The organism is Salinicoccus albus DSM 19776 (assembly GCF_000385175.1).
Lineage (GTDB): Bacteria > Bacillota > Bacilli > Staphylococcales > Salinicoccaceae > Salinicoccus > Salinicoccus albus.
This window is the reverse complement of sequence record NZ_ARQJ01000026.1, coordinates 56,893-72,986: the sequence shown is the minus strand read 5'-3', so window position 1 is coordinate 72,986 and position 16,094 is coordinate 56,893. Positions and strand designations below refer to the sequence as shown.

Here is a 16,094-nt window from a genome sequence, read left to right as displayed (position 1 = left end):
TAACGTGGCATGACCGAATTTCTATTCATCTTCACCAACGTCATCATACCGATAAGTATCATCGTGTTTATCGGCTACATTGTCCAGCTCAGGTTTCAACTGGACCGGCCGACACTGGCGAAACTGACGATCAACTATATAATGCCCGCATTCATCTTCATGAGTCTTTATGAGTCGGATATTGATTTTTCGCTGCTGTTGAATGTGATATTTTTGCTGGGGATATTTGCAGTCGTCACTTTTGTCATTACCCGGGCAATCGGTAAGTTCATGGGACTGGATAAAGGACAGCGGGTTTTATTCACCAACTCGAATCTCTTTTATAATGCCGGCAATTACGGGGTGCCTGTTAATGACCTGGTGTTTAAAAGTGACCCTTTTGCCATGACGGTACAGGTGATGCTGGTGGTTTTCCAGAACATGCTGGCGTATTCCTATGGTATATTCTCATTGAACTCGCAGAATGTAGGCAAGTTAAAAGCGCTGCTTGGTTATTTTAAGATGCCGATATTCTATGGGCTGTTTTTCGGACTTATATTCAACTTCTTTAACCTGAGCATCCCCGGACCGCTGGAATCTGCCCTGGACTATATGAGGGATGCAATGATCGGCATGGTGCTGTTCATACTCGGTGCCCAGATTGCCGGAATCAAGTTCAGACGGTTGAGATTCAGTGCACTGGTCGCCAGTTTGATCAGGCTGGTCGTCGGACCGGCAATTGCGGCGGTGTTACTTTTCTTGTTTAATGTAGAAGGTGTCACCGCCCAGGTCATCCTGATCACTTCTGCCATGCCGGCCGCAGTCAACAGTTCGATCATTGCCCAGGAATATAGTGATGATCCGGAATACGCTGCTGAAATCGTCATGATGAGCACACTGCTTTCCGCTGTGACGGTATCAGCGGTTATCTACATTGCATTGAACATATTTTGATTATTTCTAAGAATCATGGATAATGTGGTAGAATGAAATCATATATCAGTCTGGATGGACAAGGGAGTTTTCTTGTATGGCAAGTATAAAAGCACGATTGAATGAATATAATATGAATGATTTGAAGCGTATGGCGCGTACGCTTTCTGTGAGTAATTATTCTAAATTCAAAAAAGACGAGCTGATTGATGGCATCATTGAACAGCAAAAAAATCCTGAATCCGCAACTTTCGCATATCAATATATTGACGAGCCATCATTCAACAGCTGGAAAGATGCCAGTGAAAACGGCGCCCGGGACTATTATAATCTGGAGGAGATATTCGGATTGTACATCATGGGATTTGCCTTCGAAGACCCTGAGCATGAAGATCAGTTTTATATTACAGATACTGTAAAAGATCGTTTTGCAGAGGTGGATACAAAAGAGAATCATGAAAACAGGGTAGCCGTCCAGAGAAAGCTTAATCTGATCCGATCTGCGTTGCATCTGTACGGTATTGTCGGTTATGATCAACTGATTCATCTGTACAAAAAATATTATAGTATGGATCTGACAATTGATGAAATTACGGAATTCCTTGATAAATCTCCATACGACGTTACGTTGAATTCGGAAAACCAGGAGATAGTCATTGATGATATGAATGAGGAACAGTACAAAATGGTACGCAGCATGCAGGGTGAAAGGCCGTATTATGAACCTGAATTTGCCAAGTTCATCAAGTTTGCCGATCCGAATTACATTGATGAATCCGAAAACCATCAGGCATTAAAAGATTGGATTGCAGACAATGTAGATGGTACCGCGCATGAACAGCAGGAGGTTTACATTGCACTGTTACAGCAGATCATGCAGGGCGCCAGCCGGGAAGAGATCATAAAATACCTGGCATCGCTCGGTGCTGAAAACGATGCGGCGGACCAGCAGGCGTTCTTTGATAACATCGCGGGTATCGTCAATCATACCAGACATTTTAAATATCGGGGATTTAAGGAATCCGAGCTCAAGACCCGGACGGTTGTCAAAGAGTTTAAAGTCGGCAGGAATGATCCGTGTCCTTGCGGCAGCGGGAAAAAATATAAAAAATGCTGCGGTGCATAATTGAACTAAAGCCCTGTATGATTTCAGCAGGGCTTTATTTATATATGATCGATGGAAAATTCAAAAAAGGGGTTGTTACATAATGGATCATTATAGATATCCTTATTCAAACAGACGGTTAAGTGTTTACGGAAAAAATGGAATGGCTGCAACAACCCACCCGGTGGCAGCTGATGCGGGGACTGAAGTGATGAAGGCGGGAGGCAACGCCATGGATGCAGCAGTTGCGGTTGCAGCAACGCTGACTGTTGTTGAACCGACAAGCAACGGCATCGGCGGTGATGCGTTCATGATTGCCTGGATGAACGGTGAATTGCATGGGATGAATGCAAGCGGCAGATCCCCGGGAGCATTGAGTATGTCGGAGATCAGGAAAAGGGGATATGACCATATGCCCAAATACGGCTGGCTGCCGGTTAATGTGCCGGGTGTGCCTGCGGCGTGGGGGAGTCTTATCGAAAGATTTGGAAAGCTGACTTTAAAGGAAGTGCTGGCCCCCGCTGTTCGTGCAGCAAGAAGCGGTTTTGCAGTCACGCCTACAGTCGCGCGATATTGGAGAGCGGCCTATGAAAATTTCAGACGCTCTGTCCATGAATTCAAAGAAATAGAGCCATGGCTCGAAATTTTTGGCAGTCCTTCACCGGGAGAGATTAAAACTTTGCCGCATCACGCTGAAACGCTGGAAGAATTGGCCGAAACCGGGGGGCGAAGCGTATATGAAGGGAAACTGGCAGATGAAATCATAAATTATGCGCAGCGAACGGGTGGTCTCCTGACACACGAAGACCTGAAAAACTTCCAAGTGGAGTATGTCGACCCGATCAGTGTGAATTATAAGGGGCATGAAATTCATGAAATCCCGCCAAACGGCCAGGGGATCACAGCACTCATGGCGCTGGGGATGCTGAGTAAAGACAGCTTCAACAGTCTGAACGAAGAAACCTGCCATTACCAGATTGAGGCCATCAAGCAGGCCTTTGCAGACACCACCCATTTTGTTGCTGACAAAGACTACATGAAAGTCAGCCCTGAAGACCTGCTGGATGAATCGTATTTAGAACAAAAACGTCAAGAAATCGGTGAATCTGCAGAACTCAGGCATCATGGAGATCTGCCCGGGGGCGGTACCGTTTATCTTGCGACTGCAGATAACGAAGGGAACATGGTATCATATATCCAGAGCAATTATATGGGATTCGGTTCCGGTGTGGTGATTCCCGGTACTGGACTTGCACTGCATAATCGCGGACATAATTTTTCGATGGATGAAAATAATGTCAACTTTGTCGCCGGCGGTAAAAAGCCATATCATACGATCATCCCGGGGTTCATCACCAAAAATGGAAGTCCGCTGGGGCCGTTCGGGGTGATGGGGGCATTTATGCAGCCTCAGGGACATATTCAGGTCGCGATGAACCTGATTGATTACAGCATGAATCCGCAGAGTGCACTGGATGCCCCAAGATGGCAATTCAAGGAGGGTCTCGATGTGGAAATTGAGGACCGTTTTGATCCGGATATTGCAAGAGCGCTTTTGAGACGGGGGCATAACATCAACGTGAATCTGGAGCCGAACAGTTTCGGACGCGGTCAGGTGATTATGCGCGGTGAGAACGGTGCTTTAATCGGCGGGACGGAATCGCGTACGGATGGTTCAATTTCAATATACTAGGTGAATGATATGCAGTTGAAAATATTCTGGGTGTTTTTTAAAGTCGGGATGCTTGGTTACGGCGGCGGACCGGCCTCTATCCCTTTGGTACATAAAGAAGTGGTTGATACATATCAGTGGATGACGGACGACGAATTCCAGGATTCGCTGGCGATCGGCAACGTACTGCCCGGTCCCATCATTACAAAACTGGCAGGCTATATCGGTTATCTTCAAAGCGGCTGGCTGGGGCTGGTCAATGCAGTTTTTGCAGCGATTCTGCCGACGATTATTTTGATGATTGTCCTGTTGAAGCTGTTTACCGAATTCAAGGATCTGGAATGGGTGCAGGGCATGAGTAACGGTGTTGTGCCTGTGGTTGGCGTGATGCTCTTCTTATTGACATATGAATTCTTAGAGAAGGCGCAGGCAAAAACAACCTGGCGTTTCATCATCCTCTTCACACTCGGCGCCTTTATCCTCCTGTATGTCATCGGTCTTCATCCTGCAATCGTCATTTTGGCAATTGTCATTTTCAGCCTGGTCAGAAGGGAAGGCAGAATATGATATACTTACAGATTTTTATCGCATTCTTCATCCCGGGTGTACTTGGTTACGGCGGGGGACCTTCTTCCATCCCGCTGGTAGAACAGGAAGTTGTGCAGAATTTTGGCTGGATGACTTCCCAGGAGTTTGCTGAAGTACTGGCTCTCGGCAATGCACTGCCTGGCCCAATTGCAACGAAAATGGCCGGTTTCATTGGATTTGAAGTTGCCGGCGTCATCGGTGCGATTGTCGCCGTCGGGGCCACTGTACTTCCGTCATTACTGCTCATGGTCTTCCTGGCAGGATTGCTCTACAAGATAAAAGGGACTAAGAAATTTGAAACACTGACGACGCTGATCAGACCTGTGATTGCAATTCTTCTGGGCATCATCGCTTTTGATTTCTTCAGCAGTGCCTTTACAGAATCTGGCGGTGTGCATACCCTCATACTGATGATTGCAAGCTTTTTAATGCTTAAGAAATTTGACATTCATCCGGCTCTAGTCATTATTTTCGGCCTGGTATACGGTGCGCTGCTCTTATAAAGAGAAAGGAGAATCACATATTGCCACAGTTAAATAAAAATCTGGAAAATGTAAGTGTGCCGGGAACAAGGCAGATGGCCAACCGTGTTGCTGATATGCCTGACAGTATCGATCTGACGCTCGGCCAGCCCGATTTCACCACACCGCAGGTGATAAAAGACGAAGTGACGACAGCGGTTAAAGACAGACAGATGAAATATACGCATAACAGAGGCACACTGGAACTGAGGACAGCGATTTCGAACTTCTATCAAAAGAAGTATCTGGCACCGTATGACCCCAAGGATGAAATCATCGTGACAAATGGCGGCAGTGAAGCGCTGGATACAATTTTCAGGACGATCATCAACCCGGGTGACGAAGTGATCATGTTCGCGCCCATCTATACAGGCTATGCCCCCATTGTTACATTGCTTGGCGGTGAAACAGTGCTGCTGGATACTGCACCGGCACAATTCGTACCGGAGGCGGATCAACTGGCACAGGCGATTACGGATAAAACCAAAGCAGTGCTGCTGAATTATCCCAATAACCCAACGGGGACAATCTATCCTCGGGGAACGCTGGATGCCCTGGTTCATGTTTTTAAGAAACATGATATTTTTGTTGTCGTTGATGAAATGTATTCTGAAAATACACTGGAGGGAGAGCATTTTTCACTGACTTCCTATCCAGAGATCAGAGACAGGCTGCTTACGGTAAATGGGCTCAGTAAATCGCATGCCATGACCGGCTGGAGAATCGGGTGGCTGCTTGGCAGCAGGGAAATGGTTGAGAAACTGACACTTGTACATCTCTATAACTCGCTCTGTACGAGTACACCAAGTCAGATTGCAGGATATACTGCACTTACTGAAGCGCCTGACGCCCCGCGTGTGATGAATGAGGAATATGTGAAAAGACGCGATTATATATATCAGCGGCTGTCAGAAATGGGACTCGATGCAGTGCTCCCAAAAGGGGCATTCTATATATTCCCTTCGATAAAAAGATATAATGAAAGTTCGTTTGACTTTGCTGTTGATCTGCTTGAAAAAACGCAGGTGGCAGTCGTACCGGGTGCTGCTTTTTCCAAATACGGGGAAGGCTACATCAGGATTTCATTTGCGACAAGTATGGAGAATCTCAAAGAGGCAGCAGACAGGATGGAACAATATCTTACAATGGAACGATGAAAGAGATGCCGGCTGTTTCCTAAAACGAAAAACAGCCGGCATTGTATTATCTTTTGTTAAAACGTCTGATAATGGATTTGACAAAGGTGTCTGCCCCTTCCACTTTCAAAATGTAGATCAATCCGGAATAGATAGTGATCATCAGTAAAATTGAAATGGCCAGTAACAGAGGGTCGCTGGCACCGGCCCCCGGCAGAGTGTAGATGATCCAGGCAATTACTGCAGAGACTGCAGAGGCAGCACAGATCTTTATAAAAGATGGGATCATTCGTTTCAGATGCAGCTGACCAAGTTTTTTTCGAAGTGATTTGAACAGAAGCAGAGCTGTGATAATGGAAGCTGTACTCGTTGCCAGTGCAATCCCGCCGATTCCTATAACAGGTGCAAGCGTGAAGCTGAGTACAACATTGATGCCCATTGAGATGGCACTGTTCACCATTGGTGTCCGGGTGTCCTGCAGTGCAAAAAATGTGCGCGTCAATATCAGATTGATGCCGGCTCCGGACATGCCCAGGGAATAAAAGAAAAATGCAGATGAAGTCAGTGACACCGCTGATTCATCAAATGCCCCCCGGGCGAACAGGAATCGTACAATTGGCTCGGCAAACACCATGGCTCCTGCCGTTGCCGGAATGATTAACAGCATGACGCCCGCAATTGTCTGGTTCATTATGTATTTCAGTCCGTCAATATCCCCTTTTGCAGCCCTTTTGGATATGTCCGGATAAAAAACTGTGACGAAAGAAGAAACAAATATACCGATAAATGAAGTGTTCAGTGTATTGGCATAGTTAATAGAAGAAATGCCGCCGATAGCAACCCAGGAGGCCAGGGAACGATCCACCAGACGATTGATCTGGGTCACACTTGACCCCAGGATCACAGGCAGCGACAGCGCGGCCATTTCCTTAATGTGTCTGTCCTGTGGTTTGAACACCGGAACGAAATAAAAAGAATGCCGGCACGCAAAAAAGATGATGATCAACAATTGCACAAAAAGCGCCAATACATTAGCGAATGCCAAAAGGTAGATCCATCCTGTGCTGCTGCTTATGATGATGGAAACGATAAGGACCAGATTCATGGGTATACCGATTAATGAAGGGACTGCAAAAATCTGTTTATAATTTAAATAGGCACTCAGTATGCGGATGATGATTGTAAAATAAATGCCGAAAATACTGACGCGTGTAAACATTACAGCCAGCTCCAGCACTTCACCTTCAAAACCAAAAGCGAAAATCTTGACCAGATATTCGGTAAAGATCAGTGCCAGTATGACGATAACAGTACAGATTGACATCAATATACCGATCAGATTGTTCGTAAATCTGATGCCGCTGTCTTCACCGAACTGGTTGTCGATCTTTGAGTAAAGCGGGATGTATCCCGTAGATATACCGGCTGCAATCACGCCAAAGATGATGGTCGGTATACTCAGGGAGATCAGAAATATATCACTTATTTCCGAGGCGCCATAGAAATAAGCCAGCGTCAGGTCCCTCAAAAAGCCTGAGATTTTAGATATGATGGTAAGCAGCATCAGCATGATAACAGATTTTTTCATTTAGATCCCTCTAACTTTATGCATCATGGACGAAAATGTGATCTCTGAATCTCAGCATTCTCGTGTTCCATACAGGTGTTACATCCACCTGATTTCCAAGAAAGTGGTATTCGATGAAAAGTGACGGGAAGTTGACTTCAGCTCCTAAGCTCATCACCTGGCTGCCGCAAAAACGTGGATTGATATCTGTAAGTTTATATCCATCTTTGCTCTCCATGGATTGAATATTGATGAATCCGTCAGTGACCAGTGCCTCAGTAATCTCTTCTGCTGCGTGGATTAATGTTTCGTTGTTGACGACTTTGCCATCAAGAACAATATTATTGGACACACCTGTCCGTTCCCTCGGAACGGCGACTACAGCTTTGCCGTCGTTCAGGTAGACATCTACACTGTACTCCTTGCCGTCTAAATACTCCATAGATATTTTCCTGCAGTCTTCATCTATTGCTCTGCAATAGTCATCAAAATTCAATACATTTTTTCTGCCCGTTTTAATCGCTTCTATATAATTCGATTTGTCTGTCAGGATTGCAAATCCGAGAGAAGCATAGCTGGTTACATTCTTGATGACAAAATGGGAGTCATCTTTAAACATGGCGCCCTTTATATCAGTGAGTTCCTGTGCTGAGTTGAAGCCTTTGTATCTGGGTATATACTCTTCAAACCCTAAAGACAGGAGTTTTTCGTAAGCCTCTTCTTTATGCATCAGGTTTTTGAAATCATCGCTTACCGGCAAAGCAACAGCAGGGCTCAATTTGTTACGGTGTTCGTGGAAAATCATGACCTCTTCATGCAGGGAGGGAAAGATGATATCTATGTGCTCTTTATGGGAAATTTCCTGTATGGCATTTAAATAGTTTTCTGCATCAGTATAGCGTGGAACCTGGTATGTACTGTCACACAGATGGTGACCGGCAGTGACTGAACGTCTGTCAATACCGATGAGGGTTACATCCTGACGTTTTTTAAGTCCGTGGATGATCCCCTGGGCAATCGGTCCGCCAATGCCGGTAACCAGTACTTTTATATCATTCATTATGATCTCCTTTCATTCGAATGCTGTTTTGATAGTCAGCTTACAACAATTACTTTATATCTTATCTGTGGACAATTCATGGAGGGTTATATATAAATTAAAAATTGATTAAAAAAATGTTAAACTTTTGATGGGTGAATACGTTGGAAATATTTGTCCATAAATATTCATTTTTGACCATAATAATATAATTATACAGGAGGCATATGTGAAATGGCAATAAGCAGCAACGATAAATACCTGCTTAACAATGGTGTTGAGATGCCGGTGATCGGCTTTGGGGTATATAAGATTGAAAATGAGCTGATGAATGATACAATTCATGCTGCACTTAACGCAGGGTACAGACATTTTGATACTGCAGCATTCTATCAAAATGAACAGGAGCTGGGAAAGGCGCTTTCAGAATCTGATGTATCTAGAGAAGAACTTTTTATTACTTCAAAAGTCTGGAATGATGACCTTGGATATGAAGCAACCTTAAAAGCATTTGACAAAAGTCTGCAAAATTTGAGGACAGACTACCTTGATCTCTATTTGATCCATTGGCCGGTTGAGGGAAAGTACACAGATGCCTGGAAGGCGCTTGAAAAACTGTATGAAGAGGAAAAGGTAAGAGCGATAGGGGTGAGTAATTTCCATAAACAGCATCTGGAAGATATCTTTGAAGCGTGCAGGATAAAACCGATGGTCGACCAGCTGGAATACCATCCGCAACTGGCTCAGAAAGAGATGAAAGCATTCTGTGAAGATAATAATATCCAGCTTGAAGCATGGGCGCCGCTGGGCAGAGGAAGATACTTTGATGATCCGGTCATCCACAATCTTGCAAACAAATATGACAAGACACCGGCGCAGGTTATTTTGAGATGGGATATACAGAAAGAAGTTTCAACCATTCCAAAGTCAATCACACCTGAGAGGATTCAGCAGAATATCGATATATTCGATTTTGAGCTGACACAGCAGGATGTGACAATGATCGATCAGCTGGATCAGGATAACAGACTGGGCAAAAATCCAGATAACTTCAGTTTTGATTAAAAATGCCCGGTGCACCTCTGAGGTGCACCGGGCATTTTACCCGAATATGCTTACAATTGTATGTCTCAAATATGCTTCCGGATTTCTTTTTACTTCTTCTGCTGAGTCGGCATAGTCCGTCAAAGCGCAGACTCTGTCAAAATGATCTGTCAGATCTTCAGTGATTTGAGCTGAGATCAGGTAGACCGGTTTGTCGTGTTTTTGCGCCAGCATGGCAACTACTGCCGGGACTTTTCCATCCATTGTCTGTGAATCACTCTTGCCTTCGCCTGTAATGACGGCATCCGCATCTTGTATCTCTTCTTCCAGCCGGATCATTTTCGCTATGAAACCGCCGCCTTCGGTAATTTCTGCGCCCAGATTCAGGAGCATCCATCCCAGACCCCCTGCTGCGCCGGCGCCGGGTGTATCGCTGTGCACGTCACTGTATAACCCGCTGATTTTCTCTTTTAAATGTAAAAGCATCTCTTCATAATACTCTATATGTTCACTGTCAATTCCTTTCTGGGGTCCAAAAGTGGCTATCGCACCGTTCGGACCGAGAAGCGGATTGGTTACATCTGAGGCAATTATCAGATGTATGTCATTTAAAGGGCGGATGGCGCTGTCATCGAGCTTTGTGATATACGGAATCTCATGATTCATGACGGATAATGGCTGGGTATTCTGGTCCAAAGCCATGCCGCCCAGGGCCATGTACATGCCGTAACCGCCGTCGTTCGTTGCAGAACCGCCCAGACCAATTATAATTTTCCTGGCTCCCCGGTCAATCGCATGGAACATCATCTCACCGACGCCGAAAGAAGTCCTTTCATCCGGTTTTGAGTCAGTGATCAAATGCAGACCACAGGCTTCTGCTGTCTCTATAATTGCAGTCTCCCCGTCCATATAATAGTCAGCAGTAACAGTCTTACCTTCGGGGCCTGTCACATTGACCTGTATCTTTTGGTAACCTTCGCTGCTGAAACAGTGCATCAGCCCGTCACCGCCGTCACTCATCGGTTTTAATCTCCCGATATGCCCGACTTCTTTTAATGCATCATTAATAATTTCAGCGATTCTTTTTTGATTTAATGTGCCTTTAAAGGAATCGGGAGCGAGTACAAATTTCATCATATATTCTCCTAACTGAATTCGATCGAATAGTGATTCAATACATAATGGGGGATAAAGAACCGGGCCGTTTTTAATGGATCGACTACCTGGTTGATCTGCGCTTCGCCTGCCAGACTCATTAATATTGTTATTTCTTCCAGGGACAGATCAGTCAAAGGCTGCAGTATTTTTATCATTTGTTTGACTGATTCATCAACGCCATTATCCAGAGATTCGTCTGAAACGAACATATATATTCCCTCTTCATCGATGACCACAGGATGAACTGTCGCGAGGTTTTCTGCCTTCTCAAGTTTCACAGTCACGGCGGCATCGATTTCAAGACCGCTGATACCGACTTCACCGTCTCCCATCTTCGCATGAACATCTCCGAGTCCGAACAATGCACCTTCTTGGAAGACAGGCAGGTAGACTATGGACTTATCCGTACACTTTTTCGAATCCATGTTGCCGCCGTGCGGCCCCGGGGTGCTGTTGGGTACGGATGCATCAGCCGGTGCATTGCCGATGACACCGATCATCGGATTCAGGGGCATGATCAGTCCGTTAAAATTTGTAGTGTGGTGTTCAGTATCTACATCAAACATTTTCACACAACGCTTTTCGATATAGTCACGCATCACGCCTGCACCTGCATTCACAGTAGCCAGTCCTCTGGAACCGAGTTCAATTGTTTCGATGGTCACTTTTAATACATCCCCTGGATGGATGTCATTCACATAGATGGGGCCGGTGGCCGGATTGCTGTTACTCCAGTCAACAGCACTAAAATCCATGTCGGGCGAGATGATCTGGTCTGAAAAGCAGTCTGCAGTATGGATTTCAACAGTATCTCCGGGGTTGATATTCAGCACAGGTTCTTCTTTCTTTGACATGACATAGTAAAGGTTTGTTTTATCCAATACGTGTTTCATAGTCTGTCCCTCAAATCTTTCTGAATCCTCTGTCATATTGTTCAGGTATGAAGGTGCGGTCTGAAGGTTCCTGATTGCGACGGGCATTGAGCACCCAGTATGGATCCTGCAGCATGCCGCGTCCGATTGCGGCCAGATCGGCATCTCCGGAGGAAATCACATGTTCTGCAACATTTACGTCCTGCAAAAGACCGACAGCAATCACCGGGATGTCCGATTCTTTTTTGATGTGCCTCGCGAAAGGCACCAGATAACCCGGGAAATTGCCGGGAAAACGTTCTTTTGACGGCGTGCCTTCACCGCCCGCCGAAACGTCAATCATATCTACGCCCGCTTCTTTATACTTTTTGGCGAGTGTCGTGCCATGATCAAGGTCATAGCCGCCTTCAGAAAATTCCACAGCCGACAGTCTTAACAGGAGCGGCATATCATCCGGCAATACTGATTTTACAGATTTAATCACTTTTGTTCCGAAAAGGCTCAAATCCCGGCCGTATTCATCCTCTCTCTGATTTGTCAGCGGAGACTGGAACTGATGGATCAGGTAGCCATGTGCACCATGCAGCTCAATCGTATCAAACCCGGCTTCCACCGCACGTACTGCGGCCCATTTGAATGCATCCACCATCTCGTTCACTTCTTCTGTAGTCAATTCGTGCGGTGTTTTGAAATCTTTACTGAATGCAGAAGCCGAACTGGATACAGGCTGCTCAGCATCCACTGCTTTTCTGCCTGCATGTGCAATCTGGATGCCGATTTTAGCGCCGTGTTTATGGCAGGCATCAACAATCCGTTTGTAGTGGGGGACGTGACCATCCGACCAGATGCCGAGACAGCGATCAGTAATTCTGCCACGCGGTTCGACATTTGTCATTTCTACGAGGATCAGTCCGGTCCCGCCGACCGCCCGGGAAGTGTAGTGTGTAAAATGCCATTCATCCGGTATGCCGTCCTTTGCACTGTACTGGCACATTGGCGACATGACTGCCCTGTTCTTAAGATCCAGATTCTTTATACTGTAAGGCTCAAATAACGAAGACATCAGATTCCTCCTTTTTATGTTATTTTTATTGTTACGGATTCGCCTTAAAACATCAAAGATAAAGACTTGACGATATAAAAAAAGAGACGTTCTCACGTCTCTTGGATTTCACCATTCCCGAATTTGATGACTCTCTCTTCTATGGCATCCCTTACCTTTTCGAAGACTGCATGGACTTCCGCCTCTGTGCCGGCCGTCCGTGCCGGGTCTTCAAATTCCCAGTGCAGCCGCGTGACATGCGGAGGCGTCACCGGGCAATTGTCATTGGCATCACCGCAGAGAGTAATGACAAACGCTGAGCTGTCAAGCAGTGCTTTGTCGATAGTGTTTGACCGTTGCCGTGAAATATCGATGGCTGATTCTTGCATTATGGAGACCGCTTTTGGATTCAGGCCATGTGCTTCTGTACCTGCGGAGTGGACTTCGTATTTATCCCCCAGATATTTGCGGCCGAACCCTTCAGCCATCTGGCTTCTGCATGAGTTTCCGGTACACAGGAAATAAACGATGGGTTTTGACATATAAACGCTCCTTTAATTATTAAATGATCAGCAGCCATACGTACAGGCTGAGCAATGTGATGAAAAGTACAGGTATTGTCAGGAGGATACCGATTTTAAAGTAATACCCCCATGAAATGTGTACGCCTTTCTTCTTAAGCACATGCAGCCACAGCAGTGTGGCAAGGGAACCGATCGGTGTGATTTTCGGGCCCAGGTCGGAGCCGATGACATTGGCATAGATCATCCCTTCCTTGACAAGTCCCTGGACACCTGATTCAGCGATAGCAAGCGCGTCGATCATGACCGTTGGCATATTATTCATCACTGAGGAGAGGAGAGCCGCAGTGAATCCCATAACCATTGTTCCTGCAAATAATCCCTGATCGGCCGCCATACCGATGAAATCGCCCAAAAGGGAAGTCAGACCGGCGTTTTGAAGGCCGTAGACCACCACATACATCCCCAGTGAAAAAAAGACAATGTCCCATGGGGCGCCTTTGACCACCTGCATGATTGGTACAGCCTGTGAGCGTCTGCTCATGAGTATGAAAAACAGGGCGATGATGCCCGCGATAATGGAGACGGGAATGTTGAGTGGCTCACTGATAAAATAGCCGATCAGAAGCAGCAGCAGAACAAGCCACGACCAGTTGAACATTCTGTAATCCCGGATGGCATCTTCAGGTTCCTTTAAATGATCGACTTCGTAATTCTCCGGAAGGCTTTTTCTGAAGAAAATATATAAGACGACAATACTCGCCAGGATAGAGAATAGGTTCGGTACAATCATCCTGGACGCATATTCAATAAAGCCAATGCCGAAAAAGTCGGCGGACACAATATTTACAAGGTTGCTGACGATAAATGGCAGAGAAGCGGTATCGGCGATAAATCCGCTGGCCATGATAAACGGCAGGATCATCTTTTCCGTGAAGTTCAGATTTCTGACCATTGCCAGAACAATCGGTGTGAGAATCAGCGCGGCGCCGTCATTGGCAAAAAGTGCAGCGACAATGGCACCGAGTAAGATGATATAGATGAAGAGTTTCAATCCGCTGCCTTTTGCAAATCTTGCCATATGTAAAGCGGACCATTCGAACAGCCCGATTTCATCCAGAATGAGTGAAATCATGATTACAGCGACAAACGTCAGCGTTGCATTCCAGACGATCCCCCAAACATCGGCGACATCAGAGAAGGTAACCACACCAGCGATCAATGCCAGGACAGCACCGAGACATGCCGACCATCCGATACCGAGCCCTTTTGGCTGTCTGATGACTAAAAATAAAGTCACCAGGAATATAACAATTGCGATAAGTGCAGAGGAGGACATCAGCAGGCACCTCCTTTGCACTTGGAAAGCAGCACGTCGATTTCCTCTTTAATATCAGGCACAGCGTCAATAACAGCAGGAATCATATTATAAAACTCACTTTCCTTATTGAGGGAAAGATATGTCCAGTACCCGTCCTTTCTTTCATTAACAAGTCCAAAATATTTGAGTTTTTTCAAGTGCTGGCTGACAGCTGGCTGGCTCATTCCGAAGCACTCCGTAAACTCACAGACACAGCATTCCCGTACGTTCATCATCGCTGTCATTGTAAGACGGGAACGATCCCCGAGAAGTTTAAACAAATTGGCAGTTTCTTCAATATCCGTTTTTATTTGTTCCATCCTATCCCTCGATTATTGTTTATATAAGTATACTCAACCGTACAAAAACATTATATAAGTAAATGCTTATTTAATCAATAGAATTCTTATTAAGAGCCATTCATTTGATAGAAATGATATGAAGTGAAGGCCGAGAAAGTCAGCTGTTTAAAGGCAGTATGCCTTCATTAATTCATCTTTCCATTAAAGATGTTAGAATAATGGAGTAAAAGTAAATAAGCATAAAAGGAGGAAATATCATTGGACTCTAATATTTACGGCAATACACCGCCGATGCTCGGCGGTAAAAATTTAACGGCGGCGACGGAGTATGATACAGATATACTGGTTTATGGCGTGCCGTGGGAAGGTGCCTCCACATGGGGGGACTATACAGGCAGTGAACTGGGACCGAAACAGATCAGACTGTCATCAGCAAGATATAGTACTTACCTGCCGGAGTTTGATCACATAAATGTTGAAGACCATATGTCCTTCGGAGATGTCGGAGATGTCAGTGTCATCCCGCACGATGTACCGGGGACGATGGACAGGATTGAATCCTTTGCGGAAAATCTGTGGAAATCCGGTAAATTCATCGTCGGACTTGGCGGCGACCATGGTATTACTTATCCGGTGGTAAAGGCGCTGACAAACACTGGGAAAAAAGTCGGCATCATCCATCTGGATTCCCATTACGATAATATGCCGCATCATGAAGGGGATAAGTTTGCACGCAGCACGCCTTTCATGCGGCTGTATGAAACTGAAGGCGTGCGTAATGAAAGCCTGATCCATACGGGGATTAAGGGTCCGAGAAATAAACCGGAAACCGGAAAATACGCGGCTGAAGCCGGGGCTGTCACGCTGACGATTAATGATATTAAAGAGGCTAAAGATTTAAAAGCTTACGCAAATGAAATATACGATATGGCCAGCAGGGATGTCGATGTCGTTTATCTCACAATATGCAGTGATGTACTGGACTTCGCATTTAACCCGGGCGGTCCTGTCGATGGCAATGGTCTGACTTCCTATGAGCTGCTTACCATGATTCATGAATTCGGCAAAAGAGGTGTTTGCGGCATGGACTTCGTGGAAGTGTATCCGCCGCAGGACGCCAACCAGAATTCAGCTCATTTTGTTTCCACGGCTGTGCTATATGTCCTTGCAGGCCATATAAACGGCGGCCATCATAAATAGGTTTTCAGGAGAGCTCAGGCTCTCCGTTTGATACTTAAACAAAGGGTGTGGAAAA

16 protein-coding genes are annotated in these 16,094 nt (G+C 45.6%); 8 read left to right on the top strand and 8 right to left on the bottom strand.

Annotated features, from left to right (window positions below; translation table 11 throughout):
- The first annotated feature begins 9 nt into the window (after positions 1–9).
- The 6 genes from G343_RS0106350 (at position 10) to G343_RS0106325 (ending at position 5,955) form a co-directional block, all read left to right on the top strand.
- Positions 10–933 (top strand): AEC family transporter, encoded by a 924-nt coding sequence (locus G343_RS0106350; protein ID WP_020007286.1) that lies wholly within the window; start codon positions 10–12, stop codon positions 931–933.
- A gap of 76 nt (positions 934–1,009) precedes the next feature.
- Complete coding sequence (locus G343_RS0106345) at positions 1,010–2,038, top strand: SEC-C metal-binding domain-containing protein (RefSeq protein ID WP_020007285.1); 1,029 nt, start codon at positions 1,010–1,012, stop codon at positions 2,036–2,038.
- A gap of 82 nt (positions 2,039–2,120) precedes the next feature.
- Positions 2,121–3,710 carry a gamma-glutamyltransferase family protein gene (locus tag G343_RS0106340; RefSeq protein WP_020007284.1) on the top strand — a complete coding sequence of 530 codons (1,590 nt, stop codon included), beginning with the start codon at positions 2,121–2,123 and terminating at the stop codon, positions 3,708–3,710.
- 9 nt (positions 3,711–3,719) lie between these two features.
- Complete coding sequence (locus tag G343_RS0106335) at positions 3,720–4,256, top strand: chromate transporter (RefSeq protein ID WP_020007283.1); 537 nt, start codon at positions 3,720–3,722, stop codon at positions 4,254–4,256.
- The gene (locus G343_RS0106330) at positions 4,253–4,780 is read left to right on the top strand and encodes a chromate transporter (protein ID WP_020007282.1); all 528 of its coding nucleotides are present in this window, start codon (positions 4,253–4,255) and stop codon (positions 4,778–4,780) included. The genes G343_RS0106335 and G343_RS0106330 overlap by 4 nt, the downstream gene beginning before the upstream one ends.
- Positions 4,781–4,800: 20 nt before the next feature.
- Positions 4,801–5,955 (top strand): aminotransferase class I/II-fold pyridoxal phosphate-dependent enzyme, encoded by a 1,155-nt coding sequence (locus G343_RS0106325; RefSeq protein WP_020007281.1) that lies wholly within the window; start codon positions 4,801–4,803, stop codon positions 5,953–5,955.
- A gap of 46 nt (positions 5,956–6,001) precedes the next feature.
- On the opposite strand, the gene murJ is transcribed toward G343_RS0106325, so the two are convergent.
- Both murJ and G343_RS0106315 read right to left on the bottom strand, forming a co-directional pair.
- Complete coding sequence (murJ, locus tag G343_RS0106320; protein ID WP_020007280.1) at positions 6,002–7,522, bottom strand: murein biosynthesis integral membrane protein MurJ; 1,521 nt, start codon at positions 7,520–7,522, stop codon at positions 6,002–6,004.
- 16 nt (positions 7,523–7,538) lie between these two features.
- The gene (locus G343_RS0106315) at positions 7,539–8,561 is read right to left on the bottom strand and encodes an ATP-grasp domain-containing protein (RefSeq protein ID WP_020007279.1); all 1,023 of its coding nucleotides are present in this window, start codon (positions 8,559–8,561) and stop codon (positions 7,539–7,541) included.
- Positions 8,562–8,774: 213 nt separating this feature from the next.
- Between G343_RS0106315 and G343_RS0106310 the strand changes: the two genes are divergently transcribed.
- Positions 8,775–9,605: an aldo/keto reductase gene (locus G343_RS0106310; protein WP_020007278.1), complete on the top strand. Its 831-nt coding sequence runs from the start codon at positions 8,775–8,777 to the stop codon at positions 9,603–9,605.
- Between the two features lie 36 nt (positions 9,606–9,641).
- Here the strand turns inward: G343_RS0106310 and G343_RS14370 are convergent, their stop codons facing one another.
- The 6 genes from G343_RS14370 to G343_RS0106280 form a co-directional block, all read right to left on the bottom strand.
- Positions 9,642–10,718 carry a glycerate kinase gene (locus G343_RS14370; RefSeq protein ID WP_020007277.1) on the bottom strand — a complete coding sequence of 359 codons (1,077 nt, stop codon included), beginning with the start codon at positions 10,716–10,718 and terminating at the stop codon, positions 9,642–9,644.
- An 11-nt stretch (positions 10,719–10,729) separates the two neighbouring features.
- Positions 10,730–11,635, bottom strand: a complete 906-nt coding sequence (locus tag G343_RS0106300) for an acetamidase/formamidase family protein (RefSeq protein ID WP_051087881.1) — start codon at positions 11,633–11,635, stop codon at positions 10,730–10,732.
- A 10-nt stretch (positions 11,636–11,645) separates the two neighbouring features.
- Positions 11,646–12,677, bottom strand: a complete 1,032-nt coding sequence (locus G343_RS0106295; RefSeq protein ID WP_020007275.1) for an NADH:flavin oxidoreductase/NADH oxidase — start codon at positions 12,675–12,677, stop codon at positions 11,646–11,648.
- 92 nt (positions 12,678–12,769) lie between these two features.
- Positions 12,770–13,198 carry an arsenate reductase (thioredoxin) gene (gene arsC / locus G343_RS0106290; protein ID WP_020007274.1) on the bottom strand — a complete coding sequence of 143 codons (429 nt, stop codon included), beginning with the start codon at positions 13,196–13,198 and terminating at the stop codon, positions 12,770–12,772.
- A 19-nt stretch (positions 13,199–13,217) separates the two neighbouring features.
- Entirely contained in the window at positions 13,218–14,516 is a 1,299-nt protein-coding gene (locus G343_RS0106285; protein ID WP_020007273.1) for an arsenic transporter, read from the bottom strand.
- A complete protein-coding gene (locus tag G343_RS0106280) occupies positions 14,516–14,857 on the bottom strand; it encodes an ArsR/SmtB family transcription factor (protein WP_020007272.1) in 342 nt (113 codons plus the stop codon). The genes G343_RS0106285 and G343_RS0106280 overlap by 1 nt, the downstream gene beginning before the upstream one ends.
- A 240-nt stretch (positions 14,858–15,097) precedes the next feature.
- Between G343_RS0106280 and G343_RS0106275 the strand changes: the two genes are divergently transcribed.
- Positions 15,098–16,039 carry an agmatinase family protein gene (locus G343_RS0106275; protein ID WP_020007271.1) on the top strand — a complete coding sequence of 314 codons (942 nt, stop codon included), beginning with the start codon at positions 15,098–15,100 and terminating at the stop codon, positions 16,037–16,039.
- Positions 16,040–16,094 lie beyond the last annotated feature (55 nt).

What these genes read in the sequence shown, in the direction of transcription:
- arsC (WP_020007274.1), bottom strand. Translation starts at nt 13,198, where the DNA reads ATGTCAAAACCCATCGTTTATTTCCTGTGTACCGGAAACTCATGCAGA.
- G343_RS0106310 (WP_020007278.1), top strand. Translation starts at nt 8,775, where the DNA reads ATGGCAATAAGCAGCAACGATAAATACCTGCTTAACAATGGTGTTGAG.
- G343_RS0106330 (WP_020007282.1), top strand. Translation starts at nt 4,253, where the DNA reads ATGATATACTTACAGATTTTTATCGCATTCTTCATCCCGGGTGTACTT.
- G343_RS0106350 (WP_020007286.1), top strand. Translation starts at nt 10, where the DNA reads ATGACCGAATTTCTATTCATCTTCACCAACGTCATCATACCGATAAGT.
- G343_RS0106280 (WP_020007272.1), bottom strand. Translation starts at nt 14,857, where the DNA reads ATGGAACAAATAAAAACGGATATTGAAGAAACTGCCAATTTGTTTAAA.
- G343_RS0106300 (WP_051087881.1), bottom strand. Translation starts at nt 11,635, where the DNA reads ATGAAACACGTATTGGATAAAACAAACCTTTACTATGTCATGTCAAAG.
- murJ (WP_020007280.1), bottom strand. Translation starts at nt 7,522, where the DNA reads ATGAAAAAATCTGTTATCATGCTGATGCTGCTTACCATCATATCTAAA.
- G343_RS0106295 (WP_020007275.1), bottom strand. Translation starts at nt 12,677, where the DNA reads ATGTCTTCGTTATTTGAGCCTTACAGTATAAAGAATCTGGATCTTAAG.
- G343_RS0106335 (WP_020007283.1), top strand. Translation starts at nt 3,720, where the DNA reads ATGCAGTTGAAAATATTCTGGGTGTTTTTTAAAGTCGGGATGCTTGGT.
- G343_RS0106315 (WP_020007279.1), bottom strand. Translation starts at nt 8,561, where the DNA reads ATGAATGATATAAAAGTACTGGTTACCGGCATTGGCGGACCGATTGCC.
- G343_RS0106285 (WP_020007273.1), bottom strand. Translation starts at nt 14,516, where the DNA reads ATGTCCTCCTCTGCACTTATCGCAATTGTTATATTCCTGGTGACTTTA.
- G343_RS14370 (WP_020007277.1), bottom strand. Translation starts at nt 10,718, where the DNA reads ATGAAATTTGTACTCGCTCCCGATTCCTTTAAAGGCACATTAAATCAA.
- G343_RS0106340 (WP_020007284.1), top strand. Translation starts at nt 2,121, where the DNA reads ATGGATCATTATAGATATCCTTATTCAAACAGACGGTTAAGTGTTTAC.
- G343_RS0106345 (WP_020007285.1), top strand. Translation starts at nt 1,010, where the DNA reads ATGGCAAGTATAAAAGCACGATTGAATGAATATAATATGAATGATTTG.